Origin of the sequence: Amycolatopsis sp. NPDC051061, from assembly GCF_040682935.1 — a bacterium.
Taxonomy (GTDB): Bacteria; Actinomycetota; Actinomycetes; order Mycobacteriales; family Pseudonocardiaceae; genus Amycolatopsis.
This window is the reverse complement of record NZ_JBFBBZ010000013.1, coordinates 218585-231889: the sequence shown is the minus strand read 5'-3', so window position 1 is coordinate 231889 and position 13305 is coordinate 218585. Positions and strand designations below refer to the sequence as shown.

Here is a 13305-nt window from a genome sequence, read left to right as displayed (position 1 = left end):
GCGTGGTCACGTTTCCGTCGCCGACGACAACACCAAGCCCGCCTCAGTCACTACAAACGACGCGGCTACCCACTCACCTGACTGCCGTTGCAGTACTAGCCCAAAGCCGTGAAGGCCACCTTCAGGAACTTGAAGTTCCTGAAGGTGGCCTTCACGGCTTTCAGAGGGTGTCCCAGAGGAGGCGCTGGGCGCGGTCCGGGTCGGCGACCGTCGTGGAGACGTCGTCGAAAAGGCGCGTGACGCGGTCTTCCGGTGTGTAGCGCGGCCAGCCCGGATCCCCGGTCGCGACGAACCGGACCCACGCGTCGCACATCTGCGTCGCGATCGCCTGCATCCGCTCGGCCGGGAACGTCCGGCCGGCGAACAGGAACCGCCAGTTCTTGTTGCGGATGTCGTCGAACACCAGCGGCAGGTCGAGCCCGTGCGGCGCGCCGAGGCCGCGGCCGCGCGGGGCGATCCGCCAGTCCAGGCGGTACATCCACGCGTCCGGCTGCTTCTCGGCGAAGCGGATCGCCGGGATCCACCAGTCCCCCGCGGTCAACGCGCGGTTGCGGATCTGGTCCTCCGGCCAGTCCGGCAGCAGCCCGGCGTAGGCCGCGACGGCCTTCTCCACGGCGGAAGCGTCCAGCATCGTCGAACCGACGCCCAGCAGCTTCGCGCCGCCCGACTGCAGCCAGCTGAACAGGTCTTCCTCATCGGCCGTCGTCCCGATGAGCAGCGGGACCTCGCGGACGGCGTCCAGCGGTCGTTCCGGCAGCAGCTCGTCGCCGACGACCACACGGTAGGTCACCTTGGTCCCCGACGCCGCCGAAACCCGTTGCTGCGCCTGAAGAATTTGCTTCACCGGTAGGGTGGCGAGGTCGCCCGGGGCAGCGTCCAGTTCGGACAGGACCGCCGAAGCGATCGCCGCGCCTTCAGCCGGCGTGTGCACCACCGAGCCGACGCCGGTGCCGCTCTGCACGATCGCCTGCCGGACCAGGCCGCGCGTCGCGGGCACGGCCAGCAGCGTCCCGACCGTGCGGCCGCCGTTGGACTGCCCCGCGAGCGTCACGCGATCCGGGTCGCCGCCGAACGCGCCGATGTTGTCGCGCACCCACTCCAGCGCGGCGACCTGGTCGCGCAGGGACAGGTTGGAGCCGGCCACACCGGGCAGGTGCAGCATGCCGAGCACCCCGAGCCGGTAGGCGACGGTCACGACGACGACGCCTCGCCGCGCGAACGCGGACCCGTCGAACTGGTGCGGCGCGCCCATCACGCCGCCCCCGCCGTGGATCCACACCAGCACCGGATACGACCCGGGCGACGCCGGGGCGTAGACGTTCAGGTAGAGGCAGTCCTCGTCGCCGGTGAAGCCCCGCCCGGTCAGCTCCGGCTGCGGCGCTCGCGGCGCCCACTCGACGGCCTCGCGGAGACCGGACCACGGCGCCGCCGGCCGGGGCGCGCGGAACCGCAGCTCCCCCACCGGCGGCTCGGCGTAGGGCACGCCGAGGAACGTCCTGACCCCGTCCCGCTCGGCGCCGCGCAGGGCGCCGGCCGCGATCTCCACCGTCGTCACGCCTCCAGCCTATGTGCGGCCACCTGGGCTGAAGGTGCCCTTCGTCGCATCTGACGCGGTGAAGGGCACCTTCCTCTCGTCACATGAGAGCAAGGTGCCCTTCAGCCCTGGCCAGGTGACACGGGCCGCGAGCGGCGGGTAATGATTACCCCGTGCACATCGCGGCAGAGATAGTGGCGCTGGTCGTGACCGTCCTCGTCGTCAGCGCGGTGGCGCGGCGGCTGGACTGGTCCGCTCCGCTGTGCCTGATCGCCGTCGGCGTCGGCGCGTCGTACGTCCCCGGGGTGCCCGAGTACCACCTCGACCCCGAGGTCGTGCTGCTCGGCCTGCTCCCCCCGCTGCTGTATTCGGCGGCCATCCAGACGTCGCTGGTCGACTTCCGGAAGAACCGCGGGGCGATCGGGCTCATGTCGGTCGGGCTGGTCGTGTTCACCGCGTTCGGCGTCGGGCTCGTCGCCTGGGCGGTGATCCCCGGCCTCCCGCTGGCCGGCGGGATCGCGCTCGGGGCGATCGTCGCCCCGCCGGACGCGGTCGCGGCCAGCGTCGTCGCCCGCCGGGTCGGCATGCCGCGCAAGCTGATCCGGCTGCTGGAAGGCGAGAGCCTGTTCAACGACGCGGCCGCGCTGGTCGCCCTGCGCACGGCCATCGCCGCGCTGGCCGGCTCGGTCAGCTTCTGGCAGGTCGGCGCCGACTTCTTCCGCGCGGCCATCGGCGGGATCGTGGTCGGGCTGGTCGTCGGGTTCGCGGCCGCGTTCATCCGCGCCCGGCTGAACGAGCCGGTGCTGGACACCGCGCTGTCGTTCGCGGTGCCGTTCATCGCCTACATCCCGGCCGAGGCGATCCACGGGTCCGGCGTGCTCGCCGTGGTCGTCGCCGGGCTCATCCTGGGGCACAAGGCGCCGAAGATCCTTTCCGGCTCGGCCCGGCTGGCCAGCAGGCTGAACTGGCAGACCATCGCGTTCCTGCTGGAGAACATGGTCTTCCTGCTGATCGGCCTGCAGCTGCGGCGGATCCTGTCCGAAGTCGGCGAATCCGGGCTGTCGCTGGCCGTGCTGACCTGGATCTGCGTGGCGGTGCTCGCCGCGACGATCCTCACGCGGATGCTGTGGCTCATCGGGATCGGCACCGTGAAGCGGCTGGAACGGCGGCTGCTCCCGACCAAGGCGAGGGTCAAGATCTGGCCCTGGCGCTACTCGGCGGTGATCTCCTGGGCGGGCATGCGCGGCGTCGTCACGCTCGCCGCGGCCTTCGTGCTGCCGGCGGACACCCCGCAGCGCGCCGTGCTGGTGCTCGCCGCGTTCGTCGTCGTGGCCGGGACGCTCGCCCTGCAGGGCATGACGCTGCCGCCGCTGATCCGGCGGCTGCGCCTGCCGCGGCCGGACCCGGCGGAGGACGCGCTCCAGGAAGCGTCCGTGCTGCACGACATGACCACCGCGGCGCTGGCGAAGCTCGAGGAGATCCAGCGGCCCGACGACCCGCCGGAGATCATCCAACGCATCCGCGACCGGCTGCAGAACCGCTCCGACTCCGCGTGGGAGCAGCTCGGCAGGCAGAGTGTCCTGGCCGAGACCCCGAGCGACGCCTATCGCCGCCTGCGGATCCAGCTCCTCGACGTGGAACGCGAGCAGTTCCTGAAGGCCCGTGACGCCGGCAGCGCCGACGACAACGTCCTCCGGAAGGTCCTGGAACAGCTCGACATCGAAGAGTCCATGCTGGACCGGGACGAGGAAGAACCCGACGTGGAAGGCCGCGAGCTGCGCACCCCGGCCGCGACGGCCGGTTCGTGCAAGCACCTGGCCCACGAGTGGACCGACAAGGAGCCCAGCTCGGAGGACGCGTGCGCCGCCTGCCTCGAGGAAGGCACGACGTGGGTGCACCTGCGGATGTGCCTCAAGTGCGGCAACGTCGCGTGCTGCGACTCTTCGCCGCGGCGCCACGCCACCCGGCACTTCCACGAGTCCCGCCACCCGGTGATGCGCAGCTTCGAGCCGGGCGAGACGTGGCGATGGTGTTTCGTGGACAAGCAACTCGGCTAACCTCGGGCCCATGAGCACGCCCGAGCAGGAGATCGAATACCGCCAGCACCGCTTCAGCCCGCCGTCCGGCGCGACCGAGATCTTCCTGGTGCGACACGGTGAATCGGCTCCGGCTCGCGGGGACAACCCGTTCCCGCTGGTCGACGGCCAGGCCGACCCGGAACTCGCGCCCGACGGCCGTGACCACGCCCGGCGCGTCGGCGACCGGCTCGCCGGCGAGCGGATCGACGCGATCTACGTGACGACGCTGCGCCGCACCGCGGAGACCGCCGCACCGCTGGCGGAGAAGCTCGGGCTGACCCCGGTCGTCGAGCCGGACCTGCGCGAGATCCACCTCGGCGATTGGGAGAACGGCCTCTTCCGGAAGTACACGACCGACGGCCACCCGATCGTCGATCGGCTGTGGACCGAGCAGCGCTGGGACGTCATCCCGGGCGCGGAGTCCGACGAGCGGTTCGGCGCCCGGCTGCGCGGCGCGCTGACGCGGATCGCCGCCGCGCACCCCGATCAGCGCGTCGCCGTGTTCACCCACGGCGGCGTGATCGGCGAGGTGTTCGCGCAGGCCAGCCGCTCGGTCGAGCGCTTCGCGTTCCTCGGCGCCGACAACGGGTCCGTTTCGCACCTCGTGCTGCACGGCGACCACTGGATCATCCGGCGCTTCAACGACACTTCGCACCTGGCTACGCCGCTCGGCTGAGCTTTCCCGCCGCGACGAACTGCACGGTCACCAGGATCGAGACGGCTTCCGCGGCGAGCAGCCCGATCAGCACCAGCACCTGCGTCAGGCCCGCCTGGATCGGCCCGGCGCCGCCCAGCAGCACCCCGACGTAGGCGCCCGGCAGCGTCACGAGACCGACCGTGCGGGTCTGGTCCAGCGCCGGGATCAGCGCGTGCCCGGCGCTCGGACGGCAGATTTCCAGGGCGGCCGCGCGCGGCAGGAACCCCAGCGCGAGGGCGGCTTCGTACTCGCCGTAACGGGCCTTCAGCTCGTCGAGCGCCCGGCGCGCGGCCTGCGACGTCGCGGTCATCGCGCCGCCGATGACGATGCCGGCGATCGGTACGACGGCGATCGGCTTGAGCGGGACCACTCCGGCGCCCAGGATCAGCGCGAGCACCGGCGCGACGCCGGCCGCGATCGCCAGCGCCGTCCACGGCAGGTTCGCCCAGGTGCCGGCGCGGCGCGCCGACGTCACCGCGGCGATGCCGAACATCAGCAGCACGAACAGGCCGGTGAGCGGAACCGACCGCAGGACGGCCGTGATCACCAGGGAGACCAAGGCCAGCTGCACGACGGCGCGGACGGCGGCGATCAGGACGTCGCGGCCGCGGCCGAGCCCGCCGGCCTGCACGACCGCGGTGCCGGCGACGGCGAGCAGGACCAGCACCGCCACCAGGGCGGGCCCGAAGGTGATCGCGGCGTCGTTCACGCCGCCCATTGTGGGAGTCAGACGGCGCAGCTGAACTGGCGGCCCGCTTCGGCGACGGTCTTCTCGGCGACGACGACGCCGTCGACGACGATCCGGCAGCGCAGGTCGCCGGGCCCGGGGTTGCGGGCGGCGATGCTGTAGAACTCGGTGCGCCCGACCGGGCCGACGCGGGTGAATTCCGCCGACCACGGCGTCGTCACCTCGGCGTGCTGGGTCAGCGCCGAGCCCGCGGCGGCGTAGGTGACGTCCCGGGCGCCGTGCGCGCCGAGCAGCTCGTAGACGACGGAGTGGCTCGTGGTGGCGACCGCGGCCGGGACGACGACCGCGGCGGCCACCGGCTCGTCCTTGGCCGGTCCGCGGGTGGTCCGGGGCACGACGAACGCCGTCACCGCGACGGCCGCGGCGAGCACCCCCAGGACGACCACGACGCTGCCGGCCGACCTGGCGCGGCCCGGGCCGTCACGGCCGGGGCGGATCGCGGGGGGAACACCCATGGAGAGGTCTTCTCTCGTCGCGCGCACTTCCGTCGAGTGCGTCGTCTACATCTCGCCGTGACCTCACTGCGCGTTAGCCGCGATGGCCGAGATGTCCAACTTTCACCCAATCGGGTGCCTCGGCCGCCCGGTCCATTCCACGCTGTTTTTGTCGGACCCCGGGTGCATCATCGGGGGCGTGTACGAAGAGGCGGCACCACCGGCGCCGTTGGCGGGCGTGGCGCGCTGCGTGTGGCGATCGGCTTCGGCGGGACCGAAGCGGATCGTCCCCGACGGCTGCCTGGACCTGGTGGTCGGCGACGGCGGGGTGTTCATCGCGGGCCCGGACACGGCGGCGTGGTCGTCGGTGACCCGGCCGGGGGCCGAGCTGCGCGGGGTCCGGTTCACGCCGGGTCGGGCACCGGCGGTCCTCGGCGTGGCGGCCGATGAGCTGCGCGACCGCCGGGTATCGCTGGACGAGCTGTGGGGGCGCGCCGGGGAGGTGCTGGCGGAGCGGTTGCTGTCGGGCGAGCTGACACCGGCGCAAGCGGTTGCGTCCCGGTTGTCGGAGGTGCCGGAGGCGGACCCGGCGGTGGCGGCACTGATCGCGAGGCTGGACGCGGGGGCGGCGCGGGTCGCGGAGGCGGCGGCGATGGTGACGGGAGCTGGTGAGGCCGCCGCGGCACCGGATGTCGCGGCCGCTCGGCTCGAAGAGCCCTTCGCCGTGAGCGAGCGGCGGCTGCGGCGGCGGTTCGTCCAAGCCGTCGGGTACGGGCCGGCCACCTACCTCCGCGTCAGCCGCTTTCAGCGAGCCGTCGCGCTGGCTCCGCGGGTTCCGGGGCTCGCCGCGCTGGCCGCCGCCGCGGGGTACTCCGACCAGGCGCACCTCAGCCGGGACTGCCGGGCGCTGACCGGCCTGACCCCCCGCGCCTACTTCCGCGGACCCTCCACTGTGGACTTGACCCACGGTGATCGGCTCCGTTCGGCGTAACCCGTGCGAGCAACCGGAAGTGGGACCTCACCCAGGAAGGTAAGCGGACGGTAAACGACTACCAAGAGCGCTATCCTCCCTTCGACCGGTGATCAGGGAGGGCGTGTGGCCACCATCAGCGACGTCGCGGCGAGGGCCGGCGTCTCCACGGCGACCGTGTCGCGCGCGCTCAACGGCAAGTCCACTGTGGACCCGATGCTCGCCGCGCGCGTCCAGGAAGCCGCCACCGAGCTCGGCTATCACCCGAACGGGTTGGCGCGGAACCTCCGCCGCCAGGAGACCGCCGTTCTCGCGCTGATCATCTCCGACGTCGAAAACCCGTTCTTCACGGCCATCGCGCGCGGCGTCGAGGACCTCGCGCAGCGGTCGGGCTACTCCGTCGTGCTCTGCAACTCCGACGAGAACGAGGACAAGGAGCGCCGCTACATCGAGGTCGCGCTGCAGGAGCGGGTCGCCGGGGTGGTGCTGTCGCCCACCGGCCGGTCGACGAACGTCGAGGGCCTGCGGCGCCAGGGCACGCCGCTGGTGGCGGTCGACCGCCCGCTGCCGGCCGACGCGGGCGACCAGGTCCTGGTCGACACGCGCCACGCGGCCGCCGACGCCACGCGCCACCTGCTGGCGGGCGGCTACCGCCGCATCGGCTGCCTGACCGGACCCGCCGGCGTCCGCACCGCCGACGACCGCTTGGCCGGGTACGCCGACGTCGTCGGCGAGGCGAACGTCGTGTCCCGGCGCGCGGAGTACCGCGCCGAGGGGGCCCGGCTGGCGGCGCTGGAGCTGCTCGACGAGCCGTCCCCGCCGGACGCGCTCCTGGTCGCGAACAGCACCATGGCGATCGGCGTGCTGGAGGCGCTGTCGTCGCGCGGCCTGCGCTCGGGCCGCGACGTCGGCATCGTCTCGTTCGACGACGCCCCGTGGACGACGCTCATCGACCCGCCCCTGACGGTGGTCGCCCAGCCGGCGTACGAGGTCGGCCGCGTCGCGGCGCAGCTCCTGCTGGCCAGGATCACCGACAGCAGCCGCGAAGCGACGACCACGACACTCGAAGCCCGGCTGATCGAGCGCAAGAGTTCCCGCCGCTGACGCTGGCCAGGCCGCACCCGAAGGGTCGGCTCGCGTACCCGGACGGTCGGCTCGCGTACCTGGAGAGTCGGCTCGCGTACCCGGACGGTCGGCTCGCGTACCCGGACGGTCGGCTCGCGTACCCGGACGGTCGGCTCGCGTACCTGGAGAGTCGGCTCGTGCGCACTCGAGGGGTCGCGTGGAGCGACGTGCCCGGGGGGCCGGCTCGTGCCAGGCCCCCCAGGCACGCCCCACCCCCTGTGTCCCCCATGGCCGGCGCCAACCCGCCGGATCCTGTGAGCACGGAGCGGAAATCGTTTACTCACCCGGAACGTAAGACCGGGGAAGCGCACTGTCAACCTGGACAACGTCGTCCGATCCGGGGAGACTGACGGGAAGTTGCCTACTCAACGTGTTGAGTGATGTGCGTCAAGTGTCGATCTCTGGTGAATTCACCCACAGTCAGGGCAAGAAACCGCACGAACCCGCACACGCGCGCTGTTTCGGGTTAACCTGAGCCACATGTCTGTAGCGCTGGAGAACATCCTCGCCAAGGCGGGCCTGAAGGTCGACGCGAACGAGTTCCTCACGCTCGTCGAAGACGCGGCGCGCAGGCTGTCCCCACCGAACCCGGATCCCTCGCACTACTTCTCCGCCGACCAGCGCGCCGCGCTCACCGACGTCGGCCTCGACCTTTCGCCGCGCCGCGAGGGCGAACCGGACTTCCGGGCGCGCACCGTCGCCGCCCACGCCGTGCTCGCCGAAGGCGCGCTCAGCGTCAACGAAGCCGCGAAGGCCCTCGGCGTCGACGACAGCCGGATCCGCCACCGCCTCAAGGAAGGCAGGCTGACCGGCTGGAAAGACGGCGGCTGGCGCCTGCCCGCGTGGCAGTTCGCCGGCTCGGGCGTGCTGCCCGGCCTCGAGGTCGTGCTCAAAGCCCTCCACGGCGACCAGCCCGCGCTCGTCGTCGCCGCGTTCATGAGCACCCCGCAGCCGGACCTGGTCATCAACGAGCATCCGGCGACCCCGCGGCAGTGGCTCCTGTCCGGGGGTGACCCGGACCACATCGCCCGCCTCATCGCCATGCTCGGCTCGCCGTTCTAGGCTGGAGCGCCCCGAGCAAGATCACCGACAAGGACGGACCACCCCCGACCCATGGCCCGGCTACCGCTGCCGCCCGCCCGATCCGTCCTGGTCCGGCAGCTGAACCGCGCCAACGACGTGGTGACGGTCCAGCCCACGACCAGGCTGGTACGGATCTTCACGGCGCACGGCAACCACCCCCAGCAGTGGAATTCGTTCCGCTACACCGGCCCGCTCCCCCACGGCCGGTTCGACCAGCAGTCGCCCGGCCGCGGCGGCGCGCCGGTCACCGATCCCGCGAACGGGGTCCTCTACTTCGGCCTCACGGTCCGCACCTCGGTCGCCGAGGTCTTCCAGACGAGCTCGGCGGTCGACCGCCGCACGCGCGGCCCCCGGCTGGTCGTCGTCCGCCCGACGCGCACGCTGCGCCTGCTCGACCTGACCAGCCTGTGGCCGACGCGGGTGGGCGCGTCGCAGGAGATCTCGAGCGGCCCGAAGAAGCTGACGCAGGCGTGGGCCCGCGCGATCCGCGGCGCGTTCAGCGACCTCGATGGCCTTTGGTACCGCTCCTCGATGGACTCCGGCGACCCGGCGATCTGCCTGTGGGACCCGCCGGCGGGCGCGGCGCTGCCGATCGCGCCGGACGTGCTGCTGCCGCTGGACCACCCGGGCCTGGACGTCCCGCTCGGCCGGGTCTGCGAAGAGCTGAACTACACGCTGCTGAACTGAGCCTCGAGCAGCGGAACGATCGCGCTCAGGTCGCTGGAGTCGACGACGTGGGTCGCGACGGCGCGAGCGGCCGCGCTCGCGTTGAAGCCGATGCTCATCCCGACGGCGGCGAAGAGCGGCAGGTCGGACCGGCCGTCCCCGACCGCGACGCACCGCTCGGGCGCGATGCCCTGGGCCAGCGCGAAGTCCCGCTTGCCATACTCGTCGAGGTGCTCGGCGACGTCGCCGGTGTAGCGGCCGGCTTCGGCCGCGGGCACCGGCCCGCAGTACGCGGCGAACCCGAACCGCGCGGCGAGCAGCTCGCCCACCGGTGTCCACGCGAGCGTCGTCAGGATCGGGCGCAGGCCGCGTTCGTGACACCACGCCACCGTCTCGGCGATCCCCTCGACCAGCGGCAGGGACTCCAGCCGCGCCCCGATCTCGGCCTCGGTGTGCCCGGCCCAGCCGCGGGCGTCGATCACCGACGCCTCCTGGTTCGTCATCAGGCCCGCATCGTACGCCGCTTCGGCCGCGACGAGCTCGGCTTCGTGCCCCAGCACCGCGGCCACCCACGCGCACGAGCTCGTGCCGGGGACCAGCGTGCCGTCGACGTCGAAGCAGACCAGGCCCTCAGCCAAGGGTGCCTCGCGGACAGACGAACCCCACGATCTCCGACGCGATCAGCCCCGCCTGCTCCGCGGGATCGGCGTCGAGGATCGCCCGGGTCTCCGCCTCCGACGTCCGGAAGAACGCCACTCCCGTCACCGGCAGCGAAGACGACGGCTCCGGCACCGCGCCCGCGAACAGCAGCGACCCCGCCGCCTGCTGCTGACGCGCCGAGGACAGGTGCCGGGCCCGCAGCTCGCGAGCCATCTCCTCGGAGATCTCGCCGGCGCGAGGACCCGCCCGGAACAGCACCATCCGCCAGGTCTCGAGCTCGAAGTCCACCTCGGGCACCGTCATGGGACGACGTTCGCAGGCGCCCGGCGGCAAAACAAGCTACAGATGCCGCGCCCACCACTCGAGGATCGCTTCGAAGCGCTGGAGGCGGTGCCGCGGACGCCCGGACCGGGACAGCTCGTGCCCCTCGCCCGGGAACAACACCATCTCCGCCGGCGCGCCCGCCCGCCGCAGCGCCACGAACATCCGCTGCGCCTGCTCCAGCGGGCAGCGCCAGTCCTGCTCCGAATGCACCACCGCGAACGGGATCTTGATCTGCGCGGCGTAGGAAAGCGGTGAACGCTCGCGCTGCACTTCCGGCGAAGCGCCGATGTACGCGTCGACGAACGTGTAGCCGATGTCGGAACTGCCGACCATCGAGTCCCACGCGTTGACCGCGCGCTCGCTCCAGGCCGCCTTGAACCGCTCGCCGTGGTGGGCCGCCAGCCAGCTCGTCATGAACCCGCCGTACGAGCCGCCCATGATGCCCACGCGCGAGGCGTCGAGGTCCGGCCGTTCGAGGGCCTTGTCCAGCAGCGCCAGGACGTCGTCGACGTCGACCGTGCCGAAGGCGTGCGTGATCGCGTGGCCGTGGGTCTGGCCGTAGCCCGCCGACCCGCGCGGGTTGCCGAGCACCACCGCGTAACCCGCGGCCGCGTACACCTGCGCCTCGTCGAACACCGCCCAGTCCTGCTGGGTGAACGGGCCGCCGTGCACCACGCGCAGCACCGGGTGCGGTCCCTCACCCTCGGGCAGCACCAGCCAGCCGTGCACCGGGTAGCCGTCCGGCGCCGTGGTCTCCAGCTCCACCATCGGCCGGATGCCCTTGTCGCGCAACGGCTTCGAGTAGTCCGTCAGCACCTGCGGGACGCCGTCCCGGAGCAGCACGACCTCACCCGACGTCGACGGCGTCGCGATCACCGCGGCCAGCACCGAGCCGTCCAGCGTGAACGAGCGCAGGGCGGTGCGGTCCGCGTAAACCACCGGCAGGTCGGCCAGCGGGGCGTCCGCGGCGTCGACGGCGACCGCGCGCAGCTCCACCGCGCCGCGGTTGCGGACGGCCACGAGCACGTCGCCCTCGCGCGGCGCCGGCGGGCCCGCCGAGGCCTCGCAGTCCACGGTTTCGATGTCGGTGAGCCGGCGCGCCTTCACCGGGCCGGCGCCGAACTCCGGGGTGGCCGCGTAGAGCCCGGTCATCGCGGCTTCGTGGTGCTCCGCGAAGGACTGTCCGAAGTAGAACAACGTGCCGTCGGCCGCGAACACCGGGCGCTCCGCGAACCCTTCGCCCCGCACGAGGACCTCGGGCTCGCCACCTGAAGCGGAGATCGCGCAGATGTCGCGGAAGTCGCTCTCGGCCGCGCCCCAGTCCGGCAGCGCGGTGAAGACGACGCGGGTGCCGTCCGGCGTCCACACCGGGTGGGTCACGTCGTAGCCGTCGCCGGTCAGCGGCTCGGGCTCCGCCAGTTCCGCATCCAGGGCGTCGACGACGAACAGCCGCTGCATGCGGTCGCGCAGGAACCCGATGTCGTCGATGCGGTAGTCCATGCGCGTGATCCGGCGCGGGGCCTCGGCGGCCGGCTCCGGCGTCTCGTCGTCGGCATCCGCCGTGCCGTACCGGCCGGCTTCGGGCACCCGCGCGGTGAAGGCGATCCGCCGGGAGTCCGGCGCCCACACCGGCTCGCCGACGCCGAGGTGCAGCGACGTCAGGCGGCGCGCGTCACCGCCGTCGGCCGGCATGACGTGCAGCTGCGGGCTGCCGTCGGCCCCCTTGCCCTCCCCCGCGCGGAGGAACGCCACCCAGCGCCCGTCCGGGGAGATCGCGGGCGCCGCGTCGCGTGGACCGTGCGTCCACGCGGACTCGCCGCCGTCGAGCGGGACGCGCCGCAGCGAGCCGTGCACGGCGTTCGTCTTCAGGTCGGGCTTCTTCAGCGCGGTGAGCAGCAGGTCCCCGCGCAGCGCGGGACGGCCGGGGACGACGAGGTCTTCGATGTCGGCAGGACGCACGTCCTCGACCGTACCCGAAATCCTTAGCGCTGCGAACGACCTTCGTCGGGACTTACGCGGCGACCTGCTTGCGCTCGTCGCGCCGGGCCTTCGCCAGGCTGGCCACCGTGGTGACGGTGAGCACGACGATGATGACGCCGAGGGAGACCCAGTTGTTGATGTCCAGCCAGTCCGGCACGACGTGGTACTCGTGCAGGGCGTGCAGGAACAGCTTCGCGCCGATGAACGCCAGGATCACCGCGAGGCCGTAGGTGAGGTAGACCAGCTTCGTCACCAGCCCGCCGAGCAGGAAGTACAGCTGCCGCAGGCCCATCAGCGCGAACGCGTTGGCGGTGAAGACGAGGAACGCCTCCTGGGTGATGCCGAAGATCGCCGGGATCGAGTCGACCGCGAAGAGCAGGTCCGCCGAGCCGATGGCCACGATCACCAGCAGCATCGGCGTGATCATCCGCTTGCCGTTCAGCTTCACCGTGTAGTGGTGGTCGTGGTAGTCGTCGGTCACCGGGGCGAACTTGCGCACCTGCCGGGTGACGGCGTTCTCGTGGTACTCCTCGTCCTCGCCCTTGCCGCGCAGCATGCTGACCGCGGTCCAGACCAGGATCGCGCCGAAGAGGAAGAACACCCAGACGAACTGCGCGATCAGGGCGGCGCCGATGGCGATGAAGACGCTGCGGAAGGCCAGCGCGAGCAGGATGCCGACCAGCAGCACGCGGTGCTGGTGGATGGCGGGCACCTTGAACGACGCCATGATGATCATGAAGATGAACAGGTTGTCGACGCTCAGCGAGTACTCGGTGATGTACCCGGTGAAGAACTCGACACCCGAGTCGTGCCCGGCGAAGTACCACACGCCCGCACCGAAGAGGACCGCGCAGGAGACGTAGAAGATCACCCAGCGAGCGGCTTCCCCCGTGGTCACTTCGTGCGGCTTGCGATCGACGATGACCAGGTCCAGCGCGATGAGCGCGAGCAGGCCGCCGATCGTGGCGATCCACAGCCACAGGGGGACATTCATGAAACCGAAACC

The 13305-nt window shown here is 72.1% G+C and carries 13 protein-coding genes; 6 read left to right on the top strand and 7 right to left on the bottom strand.

Annotated elements, in window-relative coordinates; genetic code table 11:
* Positions 1 to 160 precede the first annotated feature (160 nt).
* Positions 161 to 1555, bottom strand: a complete 1395-nt coding sequence (locus AB0N03_RS20165; protein ID WP_364373588.1) for a carboxylesterase family protein — start codon at positions 1553 to 1555, stop codon at positions 161 to 163.
* A gap of 152 nt (positions 1556 to 1707) precedes the next feature.
* Here AB0N03_RS20165 and AB0N03_RS20160 point away from each other — a divergent pair, with 152 nt between their 5' ends.
* Positions 1708 to 3591, top strand: a complete 1884-nt coding sequence (locus tag AB0N03_RS20160) for a Na+/H+ antiporter (RefSeq protein WP_364373585.1) — start codon at positions 1708 to 1710, stop codon at positions 3589 to 3591.
* Positions 3592 to 3601: 10 nt separating this feature from the next.
* Complete coding sequence (locus tag AB0N03_RS20155) at positions 3602 to 4288, top strand: histidine phosphatase family protein (protein WP_364373582.1); 687 nt, start codon at positions 3602 to 3604, stop codon at positions 4286 to 4288.
* On the opposite strand, the gene AB0N03_RS20150 is transcribed toward AB0N03_RS20155, so the two are convergent.
* Positions 4272 to 5018, bottom strand: a complete 747-nt coding sequence (locus AB0N03_RS20150; protein ID WP_364373579.1) for an ABC transporter permease — start codon at positions 5016 to 5018, stop codon at positions 4272 to 4274. The genes AB0N03_RS20155 and AB0N03_RS20150 overlap by 17 nt on opposite strands.
* A gap of 17 nt (positions 5019 to 5035) precedes the next feature.
* The gene (locus AB0N03_RS20145; protein WP_364373577.1) at positions 5036 to 5512 is read right to left on the bottom strand and encodes an MmpS family transport accessory protein; all 477 of its coding nucleotides are present in this window, start codon (positions 5510 to 5512) and stop codon (positions 5036 to 5038) included.
* Between the two features lie 178 nt (positions 5513 to 5690).
* Between AB0N03_RS20145 and AB0N03_RS20140 the strand changes: the two genes are divergently transcribed.
* The 4 genes from AB0N03_RS20140 to AB0N03_RS20125 all read left to right on the top strand — a co-directional run bounded on the left by AB0N03_RS20140 (position 5691) and on the right by AB0N03_RS20125 (position 9356).
* Entirely contained in the window at positions 5691 to 6482 is a 792-nt protein-coding gene (locus AB0N03_RS20140) for a helix-turn-helix domain-containing protein (protein ID WP_364373574.1), read from the top strand.
* A gap of 105 nt (positions 6483 to 6587) precedes the next feature.
* Positions 6588 to 7565, top strand: a complete 978-nt coding sequence (locus tag AB0N03_RS20135) for a LacI family DNA-binding transcriptional regulator (RefSeq protein WP_364373571.1) — start codon at positions 6588 to 6590, stop codon at positions 7563 to 7565.
* A gap of 501 nt (positions 7566 to 8066) precedes the next feature.
* Positions 8067 to 8648: a DNA-binding protein gene (locus AB0N03_RS20130; protein WP_364373568.1), complete on the top strand. Its 582-nt coding sequence runs from the start codon at positions 8067 to 8069 to the stop codon at positions 8646 to 8648.
* Between the two features lie 51 nt (positions 8649 to 8699).
* Positions 8700 to 9356, top strand: a complete 657-nt coding sequence (locus AB0N03_RS20125) for an RES family NAD+ phosphorylase (RefSeq protein ID WP_155546163.1) — start codon at positions 8700 to 8702, stop codon at positions 9354 to 9356.
* Here the strand turns inward: AB0N03_RS20125 and AB0N03_RS20120 are convergent.
* The 4 genes from AB0N03_RS20120 to AB0N03_RS20105 are packed head-to-tail and all read right to left on the bottom strand — an operon-like array spanning position 9338 to position 13293.
* Positions 9338 to 9973 carry a haloacid dehalogenase-like hydrolase gene (locus AB0N03_RS20120; RefSeq protein WP_364373565.1) on the bottom strand — a complete coding sequence of 212 codons (636 nt, stop codon included), beginning with the start codon at positions 9971 to 9973 and terminating at the stop codon, positions 9338 to 9340. The two genes, AB0N03_RS20125 and AB0N03_RS20120, sit on opposite strands and share 19 nt — an antisense overlap.
* Entirely contained in the window at positions 9966 to 10298 is a 333-nt protein-coding gene (locus tag AB0N03_RS20115; RefSeq protein ID WP_364373562.1) for a YciI family protein, read from the bottom strand. The genes AB0N03_RS20120 and AB0N03_RS20115 overlap by 8 nt, the downstream gene beginning before the upstream one ends.
* Before the next feature lie 36 nt (positions 10299 to 10334).
* Positions 10335 to 12278 carry a S9 family peptidase gene (locus AB0N03_RS20110; protein WP_364373559.1) on the bottom strand — a complete coding sequence of 648 codons (1944 nt, stop codon included), beginning with the start codon at positions 12276 to 12278 and terminating at the stop codon, positions 10335 to 10337.
* A gap of 52 nt (positions 12279 to 12330) precedes the next feature.
* On the bottom strand, positions 12331 to 13293 hold the full coding sequence (locus AB0N03_RS20105) for a TerC family protein (protein ID WP_364373556.1): 963 nt from the start codon (positions 13291 to 13293) through the stop codon (positions 12331 to 12333).
* Positions 13294 to 13305 lie beyond the last annotated feature (12 nt).

Excerpts from the sequence above, each read along its gene's own strand:
- AB0N03_RS20155 (WP_364373582.1), top strand. The coding sequence starts at position 3,602 with ATGAGCACGCCCGAGCAGGAGATCGAATACCGCCAGCACCGCTTCAGC.
- AB0N03_RS20145 (WP_364373577.1), bottom strand. The coding sequence starts at position 5,512 with ATGGGTGTTCCCCCCGCGATCCGCCCCGGCCGTGACGGCCCGGGCCGC.
- AB0N03_RS20130 (WP_364373568.1), top strand. The coding sequence starts at position 8,067 with ATGTCTGTAGCGCTGGAGAACATCCTCGCCAAGGCGGGCCTGAAGGTC.
- AB0N03_RS20125 (WP_155546163.1), top strand. The coding sequence starts at position 8,700 with ATGGCCCGGCTACCGCTGCCGCCCGCCCGATCCGTCCTGGTCCGGCAG.
- AB0N03_RS20115 (WP_364373562.1), bottom strand. The coding sequence starts at position 10,298 with ATGACGGTGCCCGAGGTGGACTTCGAGCTCGAGACCTGGCGGATGGTG.
- AB0N03_RS20105 (WP_364373556.1), bottom strand. The coding sequence starts at position 13,293 with ATGAATGTCCCCCTGTGGCTGTGGATCGCCACGATCGGCGGCCTGCTC.